A 19,319-nucleotide genomic window follows, 5' to 3' on the forward strand; every position below is an offset into this window, starting at 1 on the left:
GATGGATTTCCCTCTCTGGCCTGAGTATCAGGATGATGAAATCGCTGCTGTCGAAGCGGTGCTGCGATCTGGTAAGGTGAATTACTGGGGTGGAGAGCAGGGCGACTGCTTTGAGCGAGAGTTTGCAGCGTATATCGGAGCCTCCCATGCCGTTGCACTTGCCAATGGAACACTGGCACTGGAGGCCGCTCTCTATGGTTTGGGGATAGGGGCTGGAGATGAGGTGATCGTGCCAGCCAAAACCTTTATTGCTACAGCCAGCAGCGTGGTGATGCGCGGGGCAGTTCCTGTGGTGGCAGATATCGATCTGAGCAGTGGCAATATCACTGTTGATGCTATTGATGCGGCGCGCAGTGAAAAAACACGGGCGATCATTGTCGTGCATCTTGCCGGCTGGCCCTGTGATATGCCTGCAATTATGGCCTATGCCCAAAAATATGATCTAAAGGTGATCGAGGATTGTGCACAGGCTCATGGCGCTGAGATCGATGGACGCAAAGTCGGTTCATTTGGTCACGCCGCAGCCTTCTCGTTTTGTCAGGATAAAATTATCTCTACCGGTGGAGAAGGCGGTATGCTGGTTACCAGTGATAAGGATGTGTGGCATAAGGTGTGGGCTTTCAAGGATCATGGTCGTGATTATGATGAGGTGTTCCATCGCGAGCATGGTCCTGGCCATCGCTGGTTCTGCACCAGTTTTGGCAGCAACTGGCGGCTGACAGAGATGCAGTCGGCCATCGGCAGGATACAGCTGAAGAAGTTGCCACAGTGGTTGGCTATTAGACGTAGCCATGCAGCGATGCTGATCGATGGGCTCAGCGATCTGCCAGGATTGAATCTTCATCGTCCTGATCAGAATGTTCTGCATGCCTATTATCGCTTCTATGCATCTATCGATGCAGCGGCTCTAAATAGTAAATGGAATCAGGATCGCATCATTGAAGCGATTAATGCTGAAGGTGTTCCCTGTTTTCACGGTAGTTGCAGCGAGATCTATCGTGAAAAAGCCTTTATACCGTTTATGCGAGATAGCTATCCACTGCCTAATGCCGAGTGTTCCGGGCAGCGTAGTCTGGTACTGCTCGTGCATCCAACACTTGAAAAGCAGCACATTGAAAAAACCATTGCAGCGGTAAGGGTGGTATTTCAACGTGCCGTTGCCTGATCTATTACCTGCCTGGCAGGGAGCAAAATCTGTAACACTGCTGTTTCTCTGCATAGCGATACTCTGCTTTCCCTTCTCAGTGGCGGCTACTAATGTCGCTCTTGGTATTGTGCTGGCATTGGGTTTGTTAAGTGGCATCTGGTGGCAAGGCCTGATGGCTCTGTGGCAGGCTCACAGAGGATTGGTGCTGGCACTGATTGCTTATCTTGCACTGGTGGTTATCGGCCTGATCTGGAGTATTGATTATGCTTGGGGTCTGAAGATTTTGGGTAGACACTGGTTCTGGTTATTGTTGCCCATTGTTGTTTCGGTGCTTTCTATGCAAGGGAACAGACAGGTGTTCCTTGCAGTTGCAAGCGTTGGATTTACAGCAAACCTGCTGTTTTGTGTTTTACAGGCCAACGGTTTGGCTGACGGTCATTCTGCATCTGGCTCATCAGCAGAGAATGCGACTGGCCATATCGGCCATACTAGCTTTGGATTTATATATGGTATTTGGGCTGCTTGGCTAATTCATCTTGGTCTTCTGTGTCGAAACAGGTATAGCTGGTTATTATGGGGGCTGAGCCTGTGGGCTCTAGTCATGGTGTTTATGGCACAGGGAAAAAGTGGTTACATCGTAACACTGGCCGTCATGTTGTTTGTAATGGTGAAGTGGTTGCAGGAGGGGAGTAGCAGGAGAATGCTCATCTCCTTAGCCTCGATACTGTTTCTGGTGGGTTTGACGATTTCTTTTGGCCCTGGCAAGGATCGACTTCTAGGCACATGGCATGCTCTTACTGGCAATGTGAATAGCCAATCAGAGCTTAATTGGGATCAGACTTCAGCAATCTCTTCTGCAACGGCGCGACTTGAGTGGTGGAAGGTGAGTTACGAGACGTGGCTGAATAAACCGATTATAGGCTTTGGAACAGGCAGCTTTCCGAAAGCAGTTGCTGACTGGAAAGCAAACCATGTTGATGAGTGGAGTTATGATGTACCTATTGTACATCCCCATAACCAGTATCTGTTATCCATGGTTCGATGGGGAGTGATCGGCTTGGTCTTACTCCTAACGCTACTCTACTTCTGGGTCCGGGAGGGGATTTCCAAGCCATGGCGCAATTCAACCGTGATGCCACTGATAACTTTGACAGGGGCTGCATTGTTGGTGCATGGATTGTCATCCGCCAGTATGGAAGAGCATTTCTCGACTATATTTGCTGTACTGATGTTAAGCGCAGGCTTGTCTGAGACTTTGGGTGAGAAGGATACTTAAGGTTGATTAGCGAATAGCAATGTCTTCATTCTTGAATTAAGTGGTGAATGATCATTCTGATGATGGGATTCTGCTCTGAATTGTATAGGAAAAGACTGTTGCTTATCGTGGTGAACACGGCGCTTTTGCCAGCGTGGATGATCTGCTCAATATCAAAGGACTTAGCGAGAAAAAACTGGCGAGAATCAAAGGCTCTGTCGAAGTCGGCGGAGATAATGATAAGGATATGGCCAGTCACTAGTATATTCTTAACGATATGGTGCGGCAGTTTTACGGATAGAGATTGCCGCGCCATCTTTTTTGTGAAGCATGGCTGGCTATGAATAAGTTGCTGACATTGCGGAATCCTCTTCTGGTAATGATCCACGATCTCTTGTGGATTCCTCTTGCGATTTGGTTTGCCTTCTGGCTTCGATTCAACCTCGATGTAATTCCTTTTGAATATATTAAATCACTTCAGCTCTTGATCGTAATTGCGCTGCCAGTTCATGCGGTTGCATTTTGGTTTCTCGGACTCTACCGAGGGGTCTGGCGTTTTGCTTCTCTTCCTGATCTTGTTCGAATATTTAAAGCTGTACTCCTTGCTGCATTGGTCAGTTTTGTTGTGATGTTTATTTGGCAGCGACTGGAGAGTTTGCCACGTTCTGTGTTGGTGTTGTATCCCGCCATATTAGCTTTTGGCTTAGCTGCACCGAGGCTGCTATATCGCTGGATCAAGGATCGCCATCTTAATTTTCGATCTTATGGACGAAAACGTGCGTTAATTGTCGGTGCTGAGCAGGCCGGTGAACTGCTTGTCCGTGATCTGCTGAAATCCGGTCCTTACGAGCCGATAGGCTTTCTTGATGATGGTGACCGTAGGCAGGGGCAAGAGATTCATGGTGTCCGTGTTATCGGAACACTGGAAGATCTTGGTTTGGCAATAGGGCAGCGCGATATCGAGGTTGTGTTACTGGCATTGCCATCTGCTTCGCACCAACTAATTAAATCAGTCGTAGAGCAGTGCCAGGCACAAGGGGTGACCTGTCGCATTCTACCTTCAGTTGCTGATCTGGCCGATGGCAAGGTTGAGGTTTCCCGTTTGCGACAGGTTCAGATTGAAGATCTGCTCGGGCGCAAGAGTGTTGAGCTGGATCATTCCGGTATCCACCAGCTACTGACCGGCCGCAGTGTTCTGGTCACCGGTGCCGGTGGTTCGATTGGCTCAGAGCTTTGCCGTCAGGTTGTTCGTCTGCAACCAGCGCAACTGATTCTTCTCGATCATGGCGAGTTCAACCTCTATAGCATTGAACAGGAGATACGTTCTCTGCTTGCCTCTGAAACGCGTTTGTATGCCCTGCTCGGTGATATCCGGGACGTTTCGCGCATGAGCTGGGTGTTTGAAGAGTTTAAACCTGATGTGGTGTTTAATGCGGCGGCTTATAAACATGTACCGCTGGTGGAGGAGAATCCTGCAGAAGGGGTAAAAACGAATGTTTTCGGCACCTGCAGCATTGCCGATCTGGCGGTGCAGTTTGGGGTTGAAAAGTTTGTGCAGGTATCTACCGATAAAGCGGTGAATCCGACCAACGTCATGGGCGCAACCAAACGCACCGCTGAGATCTACTGCCAGAACCTGAACCTGCGTGCCGATCACACCGCTTTTATCACCACCCGCTTTGGCAATGTGCTGGCATCTGCCGGTTCTGTTGTGCCACTGTTTCGCAAGCAGATCGAAGCAGGTGGCCCGGTCACTGTGACCCACCCCGATATCACCCGATATTTTATGACCATCCCTGAAGCGGCAAGCCTGATTCTGCAGGCTGGAAGCATGGGTGAAGGTGGTGAGATCTTTGTGCTTGATATGGGTGAGCCGGTGAAAATTGTTGATCTGGCTGAGCAGATGATCCGCCTTACCGGTCTTGAGCCGGGCAGGGATATTGAGATCAGCTTCACAGGCCTTAGGCCCGGTGAGAAGCTCTATGAAGAGCTGTTCCACGAATCCGAACACCTCAGTGCCACCACCCATCCCAAGATCATGCTGTCGGGAAGTCGGGTGGTTGCATGGGATGAGATGAAGGTGGTGATGGATGAACTTCGCTCCGCCTGTGGTAAGCGTGATGTGCAGCTTATCTATGACGGTTTGCAGCAGCTTGTACCCGAGGCTGATTTCACAGCAGCCGATGGGGATGGACGCGCTGAGTAGTTTGCAGGGTCAGCATGTTGCAGTTGAGGTTGCGGTGTTTGCACCCCTTCCCGGCAGCTTCACCTACCTCTGGCCGCAATCGCTTGGTCAACCTCTCTGCGGTATCCGTGTTCAGATTCCGTTCGGTAAAGGGACGCGCTTCGGATTGCTGCTCTCGATTACAGAAGTCTCTGATGAGAAACGCGAGACACTAAAAGTGGTATCTGACCGACTCGATCTTACTCCGCTACTGGATCAGTCACGTCTGGCATGGCTTGAACGGGTAGGGCGCTACTATCTTGCCGCACCCGGTGAGCTCTGGAGCAGTGCGTTGGGCTGGGCACTGCAGGATGATCTGCGCCGCTTTCGCTGCAGTGAACCCACCCAGCTAGCCGACCATCCTCTGCTTGCCAATCTGTTCACAACCCGTGCCGCAGTTACCCTGAAAACCGTTCTGAAACGTGCGGCAGAGCAGGGGCTGACGTCAGGTGTTCGCTATGCGCTTCTGAGCGCTGTGGCATCGGGGTCTGTAGAGATTGTAGCGACTGAACCGTTCCAGCCGGTAGAGCAGGCTCCATCTGTTGGATTTGCAGCTACTACAGATCAGCAGAAGGCGATCGATTCGCTAATTTCGCATCTTGACGCATTTAAGCCCTACCTGCTTTTTGGCCGCACCGGATCGGGTAAAACCGAGGTCTATCTTAAAGCCGCCGAAACGGTGGTGGCCAAGGGTGGGCAGGTGCTGGTACTGGTGCCGGAGATAGGCCTTACGCCGATGTGGCTCTCACGCCTGACCAATCGCTTTAAACATGTATCGATCTGGCATTCTGCGCTTAGTGGTGGTGATCGACTGGCTGTACGCCAGCATCTGGATAAGGCCGATGTGTTGATCGGTACGCGCTCAGCTCTGTTTCTGCCGCTGCCAAGGCTGAAGATGATCGTTGTTGATGAGGAGCATGATGCCAGCTTTAAACAGCAGGAGGGCATGACCTATTCAGCCCGTGATATGGCTGTGCTGCTGGCGCAGGAGTTGAACATTCCGATTGTACTCGGTTCAGCAACACCGAGCCTTGAGAGCTGGGCTCAGGTTGAGGCAGGTCGCTATAGCCGCCTTGATCTTCCGCTGCGTGTCGCTTCCCATGATATGCCGATGCAGAGCCGGATCATTGATATGCGCGGCATCGACAACCCTCTCTCCGAGCCACTGCTTGAAGCCATGCGTGAAAATCTGGAGCGCGGTGATCAGACTATTCTGTTTCTCAATCGGCGCGGTTATGCTCCTGCTTTGCAGTGCACGGCCTGTGGTGATGTGCCGGAGTGTCCCGGCTGCTCAATCCGGCTCACCCTGCACAGGCGGGCAGGCCAGCTGCGTTGCCACACCTGCGGTTTCCGCAGGCGTGTACCCAAAACCTGTGAGTCGTGTGGCGAAGATGCCTTTATGCCGCTGGGTGAAGGCACGGAGAAGCTTGAGGAGTACCTGCAAGCCTCGATCCCCGATCTGCGCTTCAGCCGTTTTGATCGTGATGTCATTACCAGCCACTCACGCCTGACCGAAACACTCGCCGCCTTTGAGGGAGGAGAACTTGATTGCCTGATCGGCACGCAGATGCTGGTGAAGGGCCATGATTTCCCTAATGTGACACTGGTGGGCGTGGTGAATGCTGATCTCGGTGTCAGTCTGCCCGATTTCAGGGCCGGAGAGCGCTGGTGGCAGCAGATGACGCAGGTGACAGGCAGGGCAGGGCGTGGTCATAAAGCCGGTCGCGTAATTATTCAGACTCGCATGCCCGAGGCTGACTGGCTGACGCGCATCTCTGAAGATGATGCTATTCAGACCCTTGGCGAAGAGTTGAAGCTGCGCGAAATGCTCAGCTACCCACCCTATGCCCGCTGGGTGCGGCTGGTCTTCTCATCGAGCAAGCTGGAGCGGGCAACCGAGATTGCCATGCTCTTTGCCGGTCACTGTGAAAAGTTGGAAGGGGTAAACGTTACCGGCCCGATGCCGTGCCCATTGGAGCGGATGGCAGGCAAATATCGAATCGAAGTTCTGCTGCGTGATGCCTCACGCAAGCTGTTGCCATGGAAGCTGCAGCCACTTCTTTCTGGCATGGTGCCTCCGCGTGATGTCCGCATAAGAGTGGATGTTGACCCGCAGGATATGATGTAGGCACATCCTGTGCCTACACCCGATGGGCGGCTATTCGCGTCCATTATTCTGCAGTCCTGCAGATTTGTGATGTAAACTCATCTTGGGCTGAGGGATGAGGGGTTTTTAAAGCATGATTTTATGGACTGCTGCTGAAATCTGAACTGGCGTTAGTATCGGCCGCCGATGAATCAGGAGCAGTGATGAAAAAAAGTTTCATGAAGTTGGTTAACGATGTAACCGCTGCTCGCCAAGCGTGGGATCATTTGTCGCTGAAGTTTGCGCTGAGCATGGTGCTGGGTGTTGTGGTCTGTGAAATGGCAGCAGGCTCTTTGCTGGCCGGTTTTGAGTTGCAGACACAACTGCTGATTCTTCGTCTGGCCGAACTGATTGTGATCGGACTGCTTATTATCTATTTTAAAATGGGGGATAACCTCGGACTGGGTAGACCAGGTGCTGATGGAGTGCGGGTATTTGCGCTACTGGCTGCTATTACACTGGTTCTGTTCACCATCCTGCTGCTGGTTTTCTGGCTTTTTGACTACTCCCTGCTTGCACATCTGACTGCTCCACCATGGCTTTCTGGTCTGGCTGGTCTGCTGCTTATGGTGCTGCTGGCGCCTGTGGTGGAGGAGCTGCTGTTTCGTGGTTTGATCTTTCGTCTGCTGCGCCAATCTTTCGGCATGCTGCTCTCCGTACTGTTGAGTGCAGGCTGTTTTGCCCTGATGCACGGTCAGCCGGAGTGGCCGCAAATTTTCGGCGGCCTTGTGTTTGCGCTGGCCTATGAGTGGAGTCGCAACCTATGGATTGCAATCGCTCTGCACGCTGCCGGTAATACTGCTATTCTGCTGTTTGCTCTTCTAAACTAAAACAACGCACTGAATTTTCCGACCATTCCTGTTATCTCACTTTAGAGAGACACATGATCTGTTATCTCACTTTAGAGAGACACATGATCTGTTTCTCATCTGTCTGCTCCTGCCATCGTTACTTGGGCTATGAGCAGGTGGCTTGTTCTTAAGTGAATATCTTATCTCCAAATGGTATCTCTACCTATTACGCGCCTGTTTTCCTGTGGATATATTTCTGCATCTACGGGGGCATTGAACCAATACATCGGTCTGTTCTCGTAACTCAGGTTGCGAAAAACGGCAATCTGAAGCGCTGCTTCCAGGGGGGAAACAATGCATGGTATGAAGTCTGATCAGTTCAAGGTGATTGCAGGTGTGTTCTTTATTGTAGTTCTGTTGGTTGTTATGGAAGTTATCTCAGGTTAGAGCAGGCATGGGCTGGTGGGCAGAACTATCATCTCCTGCTGGCAATCAATCCTTATCCATTCACTGTAACATCTCCATCTCTACTATTATCTACTCTTTAGCTTAAGGGGCGGCGACAGGTCGTTTCTTTTTTTGTGGCCGCTTCATAGAGTGGGTCGTCTGAAGTTACAGCTGGAGTAGTGATGAGTGAACCGGTCATTCGCGTCGAAGGGGCGCGGGTACATAATCTGAAAAACATCAGTCTGGAGATCCCCCGCGAGAAGCTGGTGGTGATCACCGGCGTATCCGGTTCCGGCAAATCTTCCCTGGCTTTTGATACCCTCTATGCCGAGGGGCAGCGGCGTTATGTTGAGTCGCTCTCAGCCTATGCGCGTCAGTTTCTCGGCATGATGGAACGCCCTGATGTTGATGCCATTGAGGGACTCTCTCCTGCCATCTCCATTGAGCAGAAGACCACCAGCCGTAATCCGCGCTCCACGGTTGGCACTATCACCGAAGTTTATGACTACCTGCGCCTGCTCTTTGCCCGTATCGGCCAGCCCTACTGTCATGGCTGTGGTAAACCGATCACCTCGCAAGCGGCCAGTGTGATTATTGATCAACTTGAGAGTCTGGAGCAGGGGGCAAAGGTGCAGCTGCTGGCCCCGATTGCACGCGGTAAAAAGGGTGAGTTCCGCAAGGAGCTGGAGAAGGCGGGCAAAGATGGTTTTGTGCGCGTGCGTATCGATGGTGAAGTGATGCCAATTGAAGATGCGCCGGAGCTGAAGAAACATATCAAACACAATATCGAGCTGGTGATTGACCGGCTGGTGATCCGCGATGGTATCCGCACCCGCTTGGCCGATTCGGTGGAGACCGCCCTGCGTTATGGCGAAGGCATGATGATCGCCCTGATAGCCCAGGCTTCAAAGAAACCCGAAGAGCAGCTCTTCTCTGAACGCTTTGCCTGCCCGGATTGCAATATCTCCTATCCCGATATTGAGCCGCGCCTCTTCTCGTTCAACTCACCGGTCGGTGCCTGCCCCGCCTGTGACGGACTGGGCAGTAAAACGGTGTTTGATCCGGCGCTGGTGGTACCTGATCACTCACTCTCGGTGGCTGATGGCGCGATTGAGCCGTGGGCCGGGCGTGAAACCTTTATGTATCGCCAGACACTGGAAGCGGTCGCGACGTTTGTCAGCAGTGATATGGACACCCCGTTTAACCAGCTCTCCGAGGGCGCCCGCAAGGCCTTTCTCTACGGCAGTGGTCGTGAAAAGATCCGGTTTGTTTATGAGACACCGGGACAGAATCGTACGGTTGAGCGCCCCTTTGAAGGGGTGATTCCCAACCTTGAACGGCGCTATCGCGAGTCGAGCTCTGATGATGTGCGCGAAGCGTTATCCAAATATATCGACACCATCGCTTGCCCGAGTTGTGCCGGATCACGATTGACCCGAGCTGCACGCCATGTGCGCATTAACGACAAATCACTGCCTGAAATTGTGGCCATGCCGCTGCGTGAAGGGGTGAAGTGGATCAATGCACTGACACTCACTGAACAGCAGCAGGCGATTGCCGAGAAGGTGCTGGAGGAGATCTCTGCACGCCTCGGGTTTATGATTGAGGTGGGACTGGATTATCTCTCGCTGGAGCGCACATCAGGCACCCTCTCAGGTGGTGAGGCGCAGCGTATCCGGCTGGCCACGCAGATCGGTTCGGCGTTGGTTGGTGTGTTATACATTCTTGATGAGCCCTCTATTGGCCTGCATCAGCGCGATAATGATCGCCTGCTGGCCACACTCAGACGTCTGCGTGACCTCGGTAACTCAGTGATTGTTGTTGAACATGATGAGGATGCGATCCGCAGTGCTGACTGGGTGATCGATATGGGACCACTGGCCGGCGAACATGGTGGTGAGGTGGTCGCGCAGGGTAAACTTGAAGATATTCTCAAAGCCAAAACACTTACCTCCGATTACCTCTCCGGGCGCAAGAAAATCAAGGTTCCCAAACGCCGCAAGGTGCTGAAAAAGCATGATATGATCGGTGTTGAGGGTGCCAGTGAGCATAACCTGAAACAGGTCACAGCTCAGTTCCCGATTGCCCGTTTCTCATGCGTGACAGGTGTATCCGGTTCCGGAAAATCCACCCTGACTAATGATACCCTGTTTCGTGCTTTTGCCCGTGCCAAGGGCTTGAAAACCGAACGGGTTGGCAGCCATGGGCGACTGATCGGTGACAGTCTGGTCGACAAAATTATCGATATCGATCAGGGGCCGATCGGTCGCACGCCACGCTCCAATCCGGCCACCTATACCGGCATCTTCACTCCGATTCGTGAGCTATTTGCGCATGTGCCTGAATCACGTGCCCGGGGTTATAAGCCGGGTCGTTTCTCTTTTAATGTCAAAGGGGGGCGCTGTGAGGCGTGTCAGGGTGATGGCATCATCAAGGTGGAAATGCATTTTCTGCCTGATGTCTATGTGCACTGTGAAACCTGTCAGGGTAAACGTTATAACCGTGAAACCCTCGATATCCGCTACAAGGGCAAAACCATCGATGAGGTGCTACATATGACGGTGGAGGAGGGGCTTGAGTTCTTTGCCGCCATTCCATCCCTGAAAAACCGGCTGACCACGCTCTCTCAGGTGGGGCTGGGTTACATTCAGCTCGGGCAATCGGCCACCACCCTCTCCGGTGGCGAAGCCCAGCGTGTCAAACTCTCCAAAGAACTGGCCCGTAAAGCGACCGGAGACACCCTCTATCTACTTGATGAGCCGACCACAGGCCTGCATTTCCATGATGTCGCCAAGCTGCTGGATGTGCTGCATGCACTGGTGGATCGGGGCAATACGGTGATTGTCATTGAACACAATCTGGATGTGATCAAAACCGCCGACTGGATTGTTGATATGGGGCCGGAGGGTGGCGATAAGGGTGGTACGGTTGTGGTTGCCGGAACCCCTGAGCAGGTCGCTGCCTGTGAGGCCTCCCATACCGGACATTATCTAAAGGCATCATTGTAATTCTGAATGGATTGAACATCACCTCGCTGCTAGGTTGCTGGCATGGGTGATCTGGAAGAGAAACTGAACGAATTACGTGTAGCGATTGATGCGGTTGATGATGAGGTGCTGGATCTGATCCGCAAGCGTGCGCAACTTGCCACGCAGGTGGGTGAGGCCAAGCAGAACAAGGGTAATGCGCCATTTTATGTGCCGAGCCGTGAGGCCTCTATTATCCGCCGACTGCTGGCACGCAATGCTGTTGCGGCAGATGCATCACACGAAACCAAAATTTCCGATGAGGCGATCCACGGCATCTATCGCGAGATTATCGGTGCCTGTCTGGCGCTTGAACATCCGATGACCATCGCCTATCTCGGTCCTGAAGGCACATTCAGCCATACCGCGGCCACGCGTCAGTTCGGTGCAACACCGAAGTATCTGCCATGCAGTTCGCTGGAGCTGGTATTTGATGAGGTTGAAGCAGGGCGCGCCACCTATGGCGTCGTGCCTGTTGAGAACGCATTTGAGGGGGCGGTAACGCCTACGCTTGATCTCTTTGCCGATATGGAGCGCGATGTGTTCATCTGTGCTGAAGTGCAGCTCTCGATCCACCACCACCTTTTCACCTATGCCGACTCACTTGATGAGATTGAGGTGGTGCTTTCGCATCCACAGCCATTGGGTCAGTGCCGCAACTGGCTGGCATCACATCTGCCGAACGCGCAGATGATGGACTCATCCTCCACCATCCGTGCCGCACAGATTGTTGAAGATGCAAAAGCCCACGGTTCCGGTTCGCTGGACTGGAAAAAGTGTGCTGTGATTGGCCCCTACTCGATTGTTGATCAGTCGGAGCTGCCACTGGTAGAGCGTAATATTGAAGACTTTCATGATAACACGACCCGTTTTTATGTGATCGGTCAGCATGATTCACCTGCTTCAGGTGAAGACAAAACATCACTGGTGATGTCGATCAAGGATGAGCCGGGAGTGTTGCATAATCTGATCTCATCCTTTGCCGGTCGCGGCATCGGCCTGACCCGTATCGAGTCCAGACCATCCAAGAAGAAGCTCTGGGAGTATGTCTTCTTTGTTGATGTGCAGGGCCATCGTGACGATGCCAATGTGGCTGAAGCGATAGCTGAGATTCAGGCTAAACCGGGTGGATTTATTAAGGTGCTGGGTTCCTATCCGGTCTCCAAGCCGCTGTAGCTAAAAGCATTAACCACGAAGGACACAGAGGGCTCGAAGAAAAACATGCATCTAAAATATGAGAACCATAGATTCTGGCTGTATCTGACCGGATTGTTTATGGAAAATTTGGATTAGGCATTTTACACATGGAGTTTGATGCGTTATCAAAAAAAGTGATTGGTTGTGCAATTGAGGTGCATCGTAATCTTGGCCCGGGGTTGCTCGAGTCAGCCTATGAAAAATGTTTGGCTTATGAGCTTGAATGTAATGGAATACCTTATGCTGTACAGGCTCCCGTTTCGGTGGAATATAAAAGTATTCGACTTGATTGCGGGTATCGTATTGATCTGTTGGTGGACAATAGATTAATTGTCGAATTAAAGAGCGTGGATAAATTACTGAATATTCATCAGGCACAATTACTGACCTATATGAAGCTGTCAGAGGTGAACACTGGTTTGCTAATAAATTTCAACGTACAAATTTTAAAGGACGGACTGAAACGTGTTATTTTGTAATATGAAGAACTTCGTGCTCTTCGCGTCCTTCGTGGTAATTAAAAGATTATGACTATTAACTGGTTGGCACGGGCTGTGCCGCAAACTTCCGGGTTGTATCCCTATGTGCCGGGTAAACCGGTGGAGACACTGCTGCGCGAAAAGGGACTCTCCCACGCGGTGAAACTGGCTTCCAATGAAAATCCCTATGGCCCCTCTCCCAAGGCTGTCATTGCTATGCAAAATGCCGCGGCAGGTGTGAACCGCTATCCCGATGGTGATGCCAACGTTTTGAAAGAGGCGCTGGCAGCATTTCACCATGTGAACCGTAATCGGTTTCTGATCGGTAATGGCTCCAATGAAGTGCTGGATATTCTGATCCGTACCTTTGCCGGTGCCGGTGATGAGGTGATCTTCTCCAGTCGCGGTTTTATCGTTTATGCACTGGCGACGCAGGCGGCAGGTGCCACATTGGTCTCTGTGCCCGAGGCAGATGGCCTGAGCCACGATCTGGATGCTATGGCTGCCGCAGTGAGTGAGAAGACCAAGGTGGTCTGTGTTGCCAATCCGAACAATCCAACCGGCACCCTGCATGGCAACAGCGCACTGCAGGCATTTCTCGATAAGTTGCCACGAGATGTGGTGGTGATTATTGATGAGGCCTATTACGAGTTCGTTGCCGAAACACAGGGTGATTCGGTGCATGAGCTTTCGCATCCGGGACTGGTGATCAGTCGCACCTTCTCCAAAGCCTACGGGCTGGCAGGATGTCGGGTCGGATATGCCATTGCTGATGCCCAGATCGTGGCACTGGCCAACCGTTACCGTGAACCATTTAATCTTAATCTGCTGGCTCAGGTTGCAGCTGTAGCAGCACTGGATGATCGTGACTGGGTGATGGCACGCGTGGCAGATAACAATAGCGAGAGAAAGCGGCTGGAGTCTGCCCTTGATGCATTGGGGCTGCTTGGGGGCCGCTGTTTCGGCAACTTTGTACTGCTGCAGCACAGTCAATGCGCTGAAATTTTGCGCAGACTGGAAGATAGAGGCATCATCCCACGCCCGCTGGCACCTTATGGTATGGCGGATTATCTGCGCATCTCGGTAGGCAGCGCAGAAGAGAATAGCGAATTCCTGCAGGCACTGAATGCCATTCTTGCAGAGATTCAGGAGTAGTTTGTGTCCCATGCTGAAAAGCCATTGATTGGTCATCTTGTTATTATCGGCGTCGGTCTTATCGGCGGCTCGGTGAGTCTTGCCCTGAAAAGAGCGGGTATCGTCGGTCGTGTTACCGGTGTTGGCCGTAGTCGCGACAATCTGGAGCTGGCTCAGAAGCTCGGCATCATCGATGCCTGGAGCCACGATATATGTGAGGCAGTGCGTGATGCCGATGTTGTGCTGCTGGCTGTGCCGATGAATGCCTATGCCTCGGTTTTCTCTGCCATGGCCGATAGCCTGCCAGCATCAGCTGTGGTTACCGATGCCGGAAGCACCAAACAGACAGCTATAACCGCTGCCCATCAATGCCTGCCAAAACCTGAGCGTTTTATCGCGGCCCACCCGATTGCCGGAACCGAGCAGTCCGGTGCCGGTGCCGCTTTTGCCGAACTGTTTGATAAACGATTGACTGTGATTACACCAGAGCAGGGTTCTGATACAGCTGCATTGGCACTGGTTCAACAGCTTTGGGAGCAGACAGGTAGCCGGGTGGTCACCATGGATGCAGCAGAGCATGATGATTTTCTCGCTTCGGTCAGCCATCTGCCGCATCTGGCAGCATTTGCGCTGGTCAATGCTGTCAGCAGGCAGAAGTCTGACGGGCATGACCCGTTCTGTTTTGCGGCAGGAGGGTTCCGTGATTTTACCCGTATCGCCTCATCCTCACCTGAGATGTGGCGCGATATTGCCCTGAGTAACCGTGATGCACTGCTCGGGCAGCTGGATGCCTTTCAGCAGGAGTTAGATGGATTGCGTGAAGCGCTGTTGGCTGATGATGCTGAGCGACTATTGAAAGAGTTTGCTGCGGCCAGAGAAGCACGTGAAACGTGGCTGGCCAAACATGGAGAAGGTTTATAATGGAGATCGGTGGAACACTGATTGCAGGGCCTGCCAAAGGGCCACTGAAAGGGGATATTGTTGTTCCCGGAGATAAATCGATGTCACATCGCTCGGTGATGCTCGCATCGCTTGCTGATGGCGTCACCGAGATTCACGGCTTTCTACCCGGCGATGATAATGTGGCTACTGCCCAGATGTTTATCGATATGGGTGTGAAGATTGAGTGGCTGAACAGTGAGAAAACTGCACTGCGTCTGTTTGGTGTGGGGCTGCACGGATTGCAAAAACCTGAGAAGATGCTTGATGCTGGCAATGCCGGCACCTGTGTGCGCCTGATGACCGGTATTCTGGCTGGCCAGAATTTTGAGAGCACCGTGACCGGTGATGCCAGCCTCTGCAAACGCCCGATGCAGCGCGTGGCTGATCCCGTACGCAAGATGGGCGCAACAGTCACAGGCAAAGATGGTGGCAATCTGCTGCCGATCACTATCTCCGGAGGCAAGCTGAAGGCGATTCACCATGTTTCCGAGGTGGCCAGTGCACAGGTGAAGTCGTGTGTGCTGTTGGCGGGCCTCTATGCCGATGGCGTAACCTATGTGAATGAACCGAAACCGACGCGTGATCATACCGAGCGTATGCTGCCGTTGTTTGGACAGCCGGTGGATGTGGCCTTGGATGGCACCATCTCAATTTTTCCCAATAACAGACTGACTGCCCCTGAGGGCGTGGTCGATATCCCTGCTGACCCGTCATCGGCCTGTTTCTTCGCCGTGGCGGCAAGTCTTGTTGAGGGATCGGATGTGACGCTGAAATCGATTGGTATCAACCCGCGTCGTGATGGCTGGCGACGGGTGATGGCGGATATGGGTGCTGATCTATCGCTTGAGAATGAGGCGAATGTGGGTGAAGAGCCGGTTGCTGATGTGCGTGTTCGCTCCGGTGGGCTGCACGGTATGCATGTGGATGCCAATGATGTGCCGGATGCGATTGATGAGTTTCCGGTGATTTTTGCTGCGGCGGCACTGGCCGATGGTAAGTTTGTGCTTGAAGATGCTGAAGAGTTAAGGGTGAAAGAGTCTGATCGCATCTCCGCCATGGCCAATGCCCTGACTGCTGCCGGTGCTGATCTCGATGAGCAGCCTGATGGCGTAATCATTCGCGGCCTGAGCAGTCTTAAAGGCGGTGCTGATGTGGATGCGCTGGGAGATCACCGCATTGCCATGGCGATGGCCGTGGCGGCACAGCGGGCTGAGGGTGAGATTCGCATCCACAATGCGGCGGCGATCGCTACCAGTTTCCCCAATTTTGTAGCACTGGCTCAGAGCATTGGCATGAACGTGCGCTGGCAGGATGAGGTTTAAAGCGTGAGCCAGTGGCAATTGATACCGGGTCTGCAGCTTGCCCTTGATGGACCGTCGGGTTCAGGCAAAGGTACGGTTGCCAAAATGGTGGCTGAAGAGCTCGGCTTGCCGGTGCTTGATACCGGACTACTCTATCGCCTGATTGGTGGCCTTGCACTGCAGCGCACTGTTGCGCTGGATGATGAGCAGGCGCTGGTGGCATTGGTGGAAGAGATGCTGCAAAAGGTGGCGTGGACGGTAGATGGCATCTCTTTTGATGGTGAGAACTGGACTGGTCGCCTGCGCAGTGAAGCGGTTGGTAATGCGGCTTCAACGGTGGCAGCTCTGCAGCCGGTACGTGATTTGCTGCTCGGGTTGCAGCGGAAAATCGCCGAATCCGGTTGTGTGATGGACGGGCGAGACGTGGGTACGGTTGTACTTCCCAATGCACAGGCGAAGTTCTTTTTGACCGCTTCTGTGCGTGAGCGGGCGCGGCGGCGCTGGGCACAATTGAAAGATGATGGTGGAAGCTCTCTTGAGGCGGTGATTGATGAGCTTAAAGTGCGTGACCAACGCGATAGAGAGCGTCAGCATGCACCACTTAGGCAGGCTGATGATGCGATTGTCATCGACTCGACAACCATGCGGGTGGATGAGGTGGTAGATCGGATGCTGGGGGTTCTGGAGCGGCGAGGTTTGATCCGCTCCTGAAATGGAAAACGAACACAATACTGAATAACAATTCGAATGAATTGAACTAGGATGGATAACGACATGAGTGAAGCCAAAACATTGGAAGTAGCAGCTGAAGTAGCTGAAGTAGCTGAAGTAGCTGAAGTAGCTGAAGTAGCTGAAGTAGCTGAAGTGGCTGAAGTGGCTGAAGTGGCTGAAGTGGCTGAAGTGGCTGAAGTGGCTGAAGATGAAAATGAAGAAGAGTCATTCAAGCAGATGTTTGAGGCTTCACTGAAAGAGCATCCTGAGGTTCGCCGTGGTGAGATGGTCAACGGCATGGTCGTAAGCATCAATTCTGATGCTGTGATTATGGATGTGGGGGCCAAGAATGAAGGTTCGATTCCGTTAGCTGAATTTTCCGAGGCTGGTCTGGAACTGCCTGCCGTTGGCGATATGATCAACGCCATGGTGCAGTCGGCTAGTGGTTCAGCTGGTGTAAAACTCTCCGTGCTCTCGGCAAGAAAGATCGAAGCATGGGTTGCAATTGAAGCGGCAGCAGCCAGTGGTGAAGCGATCGATGCAGTGATTACTGCCGAGATAAAAGGTGGCTTCCGTGTTAATCTGAACGGCCTCTCTGCATTCATGCCGCGCTCCGAAGCTGATACCGATATGCATGTTAATTCCGAAGCACTTGTGGGTCAGGCTTGTAAAGTCGCTGTACTTGAGGCTCGTCGTAAACCTGAGAATGTTGTGGTCTCCCGCAAGAAGCCGATGGCTGTTGAGGTTGAAGCACAGCGTGAGAAGTTTTTCGAAGGCAAAGCGGTTGGTGACAAGCTCTCCGGTGTTGTTCGTCGAATGACCGATTTTGGTGCATTTATTGATCTGGGTGGCGTTGATGCGCTGCTGCATGTCTCTGATATATCATGGCGTCGTATCCAGAAACCTTCTGAGATGCTCACTGTTGGCCAGAGTGTAACTGTTGAAATTGTTAAGCTGAATGCCGAAACCGGTAAAGTATCTGTATCGATGAAAGCGCTGCAGTCTGATCCGTGGGAGAGCGTGGCAAACACCTATGAAACAGGTATGCGCCTGACAGGCACTGTGCGCCGTCTTCTCGATTTCGGCGCAGTGATCGAACTTGAGCCCGGCATTGAAGGCATGATTCACCGCTCTGAACTGAGCTGGACCAAGAAAGATGTCAAGCCTGCCCAGGTTCTCGCTGAAGGCGATGTGGTTGATGTGGCAGTACTGGAAGTGGATGCGGATGCACGTCGTATTCGTCTGAGTCTGAAAGCTGTAAGTGACAATCCGTGGCAGAGCTGGTTGGCTGATAATCCGATCGGTTCTCATGTAAAGGGTAAGATCAAGAATGTTACCGATTTCGGTTTCTTTGTGCCGGTGGGCTCTGATCTTGATGGTCTGGTACATATGGAGAATCTCTCTTGGGAGAAACGTGGTTCCGAGGCGCTGGCGGATTTCAGTAAAGGTCAGGAAGTCGAGTGTGTTGTGTTGGGTGTGGATGTTGAGAAGCAGCGTATTGCGCTGGGTATCAAACAGCTCTCAAGTGATCCTTTTGAGCTCTTCCTTGAAAATGTAAAACGTGGTGACAGCGTCAATGGTAAAGTCCTTGAGATTAAACCAAGCGGTGCGGTTATATCACTAACCGAGCATGTGACTGCATACCTGCCCAAGCGTGAAATCCCGCGTGATCATGCAGAGCTGAAAGAGGGAAGTGAGATCGAGGCGAAAGTGATTGAAGTCAATCGCAAACGCAGGCAGGTGGATCTCTCCATCAGTCAGCAGATTCGTGATGAAGAGCGTGACGCCATGCGCAACTATTCACAACAGGCTGCCAGCAACTCAGCACCTTCAGCGCTGGCGCTGGAGCTGCAGCGTAAACTGTTGGGTAAAATTGACACAAAATAAGATTGGGGGCCTGCTAACACTAATTTAGGTACTGGCGCTGCTGCTCCAAATGAGGCCAATCAAGGCGCGAGGAATGAAGTTTGGTGATTCCAAATGAATTCTGAGCAACGCTGAGTGGCCTCATTTGAAGCGCAGCCTTTCAGGATAGGCCATTTTTTCCGTCCTGCTGCGTTATTGCAGGCTTATGTGCACCAAGCACACAGCGCCTGCTCTGCCTTGCAGGGACACAAAAAATGACCGTATCGCCAGCATCAAAATTAGTTTTAACAGGCCCAGACAAAAGCGAAACTTGCGAATCGCGATTGATCTCTTATGCTCATGGGTTCAATTGGAGGGTGTTATGACGAAATCGGAACTGGTAGAGATTATTGCTGAGAAGCAGGGCGGTATAACACGTCGTGAAGCTGAGGTGGTGGTCAATACCATTCTGTCGGTCATTGGTGATGCGCTGGCCACAGGTGGTCATGTAGAGCTGCGCGGTTTTGGCAGCTTCTCCACCAAGCAGCGTAATGCCCGACTGGGCCGCAATCCGAAAACCGGTGATTCAGTCGTCGTGCCCGCCAAAACAGTACCCCACTTCAAACCGGGTAAAGAGCTGCGTGAGCGTGTCGGAAGCGCTGCCTGAGGATTGA

At 52.4% G+C, this 19,319-nt stretch carries 14 protein-coding genes and 1 pseudogene; all 15 read left to right on the forward strand.

Features of this window, described 5'->3' with window-relative positions:
• Position 1: 1 nt before the first annotated feature.
• The 15 genes and pseudogenes from F3F96_RS02195 (at position 2) to F3F96_RS12500 (ending at position 19,312) form a co-directional block, all read left to right on the forward strand.
• Positions 2-1,165 carry a DegT/DnrJ/EryC1/StrS aminotransferase family protein gene (locus F3F96_RS02195; protein ID WP_176961599.1) on the forward strand — a complete coding sequence of 388 codons (1,164 nt, stop codon included), beginning with the start codon at positions 2-4 and terminating at the stop codon, positions 1,163-1,165.
• Positions 1,152-2,423: an O-antigen ligase family protein gene (locus tag F3F96_RS02200; RefSeq protein ID WP_176961600.1), complete on the forward strand. Its 1,272-nt coding sequence runs from the start codon at positions 1,152-1,154 to the stop codon at positions 2,421-2,423. The genes F3F96_RS02195 and F3F96_RS02200 overlap by 14 nt, the downstream gene beginning before the upstream one ends.
• A 103-nt stretch (positions 2,424-2,526) precedes the next feature.
• Positions 2,527-2,664: pseudogene (locus tag F3F96_RS02205) on the forward strand (helix-hairpin-helix domain-containing protein); the annotation flags it as partial.
• 117 nt (positions 2,665-2,781) lie between these two features.
• Positions 2,782-4,608 (forward strand): nucleoside-diphosphate sugar epimerase/dehydratase, encoded by a 1,827-nt coding sequence (locus tag F3F96_RS02210; RefSeq protein ID WP_241697594.1) that lies wholly within the window; start codon positions 2,782-2,784, stop codon positions 4,606-4,608.
• Complete coding sequence (gene priA, locus F3F96_RS02215) at positions 4,592-6,754, forward strand: primosomal protein N' (protein WP_176961603.1); 2,163 nt, start codon at positions 4,592-4,594, stop codon at positions 6,752-6,754. The genes F3F96_RS02210 and priA overlap by 17 nt, the downstream gene beginning before the upstream one ends.
• A gap of 182 nt (positions 6,755-6,936) precedes the next feature.
• Entirely contained in the window at positions 6,937-7,602 is a 666-nt protein-coding gene (locus F3F96_RS02220) for a CPBP family intramembrane glutamic endopeptidase (protein WP_176961604.1), read from the forward strand.
• Positions 7,603-8,192: 590 nt separating this feature from the next.
• The gene (gene uvrA, locus F3F96_RS02225) at positions 8,193-11,018 is read left to right on the forward strand and encodes an excinuclease ABC subunit UvrA (RefSeq protein WP_176961605.1); all 2,826 of its coding nucleotides are present in this window, start codon (positions 8,193-8,195) and stop codon (positions 11,016-11,018) included.
• A 42-nt stretch (positions 11,019-11,060) separates the two neighbouring features.
• Entirely contained in the window at positions 11,061-12,212 is a 1,152-nt protein-coding gene (gene pheA / locus F3F96_RS02230; RefSeq protein WP_176961606.1) for a prephenate dehydratase, read from the forward strand.
• A 128-nt stretch (positions 12,213-12,340) separates the two neighbouring features.
• Positions 12,341-12,712, forward strand: a complete 372-nt coding sequence (locus F3F96_RS02235) for a GxxExxY protein (protein ID WP_176961607.1) — start codon at positions 12,341-12,343, stop codon at positions 12,710-12,712.
• 48 nt (positions 12,713-12,760) lie between these two features.
• Positions 12,761-13,867 carry a histidinol-phosphate transaminase gene (gene hisC, locus F3F96_RS02240; RefSeq protein ID WP_176961608.1) on the forward strand — a complete coding sequence of 369 codons (1,107 nt, stop codon included), beginning with the start codon at positions 12,761-12,763 and terminating at the stop codon, positions 13,865-13,867.
• Positions 13,868-13,870: 3 nt separating this feature from the next.
• Entirely contained in the window at positions 13,871-14,767 is an 897-nt protein-coding gene (locus F3F96_RS02245) for a prephenate dehydrogenase (protein ID WP_370465481.1), read from the forward strand.
• The gene (gene aroA / locus F3F96_RS02250) at positions 14,767-16,110 is read left to right on the forward strand and encodes a 3-phosphoshikimate 1-carboxyvinyltransferase (RefSeq protein WP_176961609.1); all 1,344 of its coding nucleotides are present in this window, start codon (positions 14,767-14,769) and stop codon (positions 16,108-16,110) included. Before F3F96_RS02245 ends, aroA begins: the two co-directional genes overlap by 1 nt.
• A gap of 3 nt (positions 16,111-16,113) precedes the next feature.
• Positions 16,114-16,800, forward strand: a complete 687-nt coding sequence (gene cmk / locus F3F96_RS02255) for a (d)CMP kinase (protein WP_176961610.1) — start codon at positions 16,114-16,116, stop codon at positions 16,798-16,800.
• Between the two features lie 63 nt (positions 16,801-16,863).
• Entirely contained in the window at positions 16,864-18,687 is a 1,824-nt protein-coding gene (locus tag F3F96_RS02260) for a 30S ribosomal protein S1 (RefSeq protein ID WP_241697595.1), read from the forward strand.
• A 184-nt stretch (positions 18,688-18,871) separates the two neighbouring features.
• Complete coding sequence (locus tag F3F96_RS12500; RefSeq protein ID WP_206675247.1) at positions 18,872-19,312, forward strand: integration host factor subunit beta; 441 nt, start codon at positions 18,872-18,874, stop codon at positions 19,310-19,312.
• Positions 19,313-19,319: the final 7 nt, after the last annotated feature.

Origin of the sequence: Mariprofundus sp. NF (assembly GCF_013387455.1) — a bacterium.
Lineage (GTDB): Bacteria > Pseudomonadota > Zetaproteobacteria > Mariprofundales > Mariprofundaceae > Mariprofundus.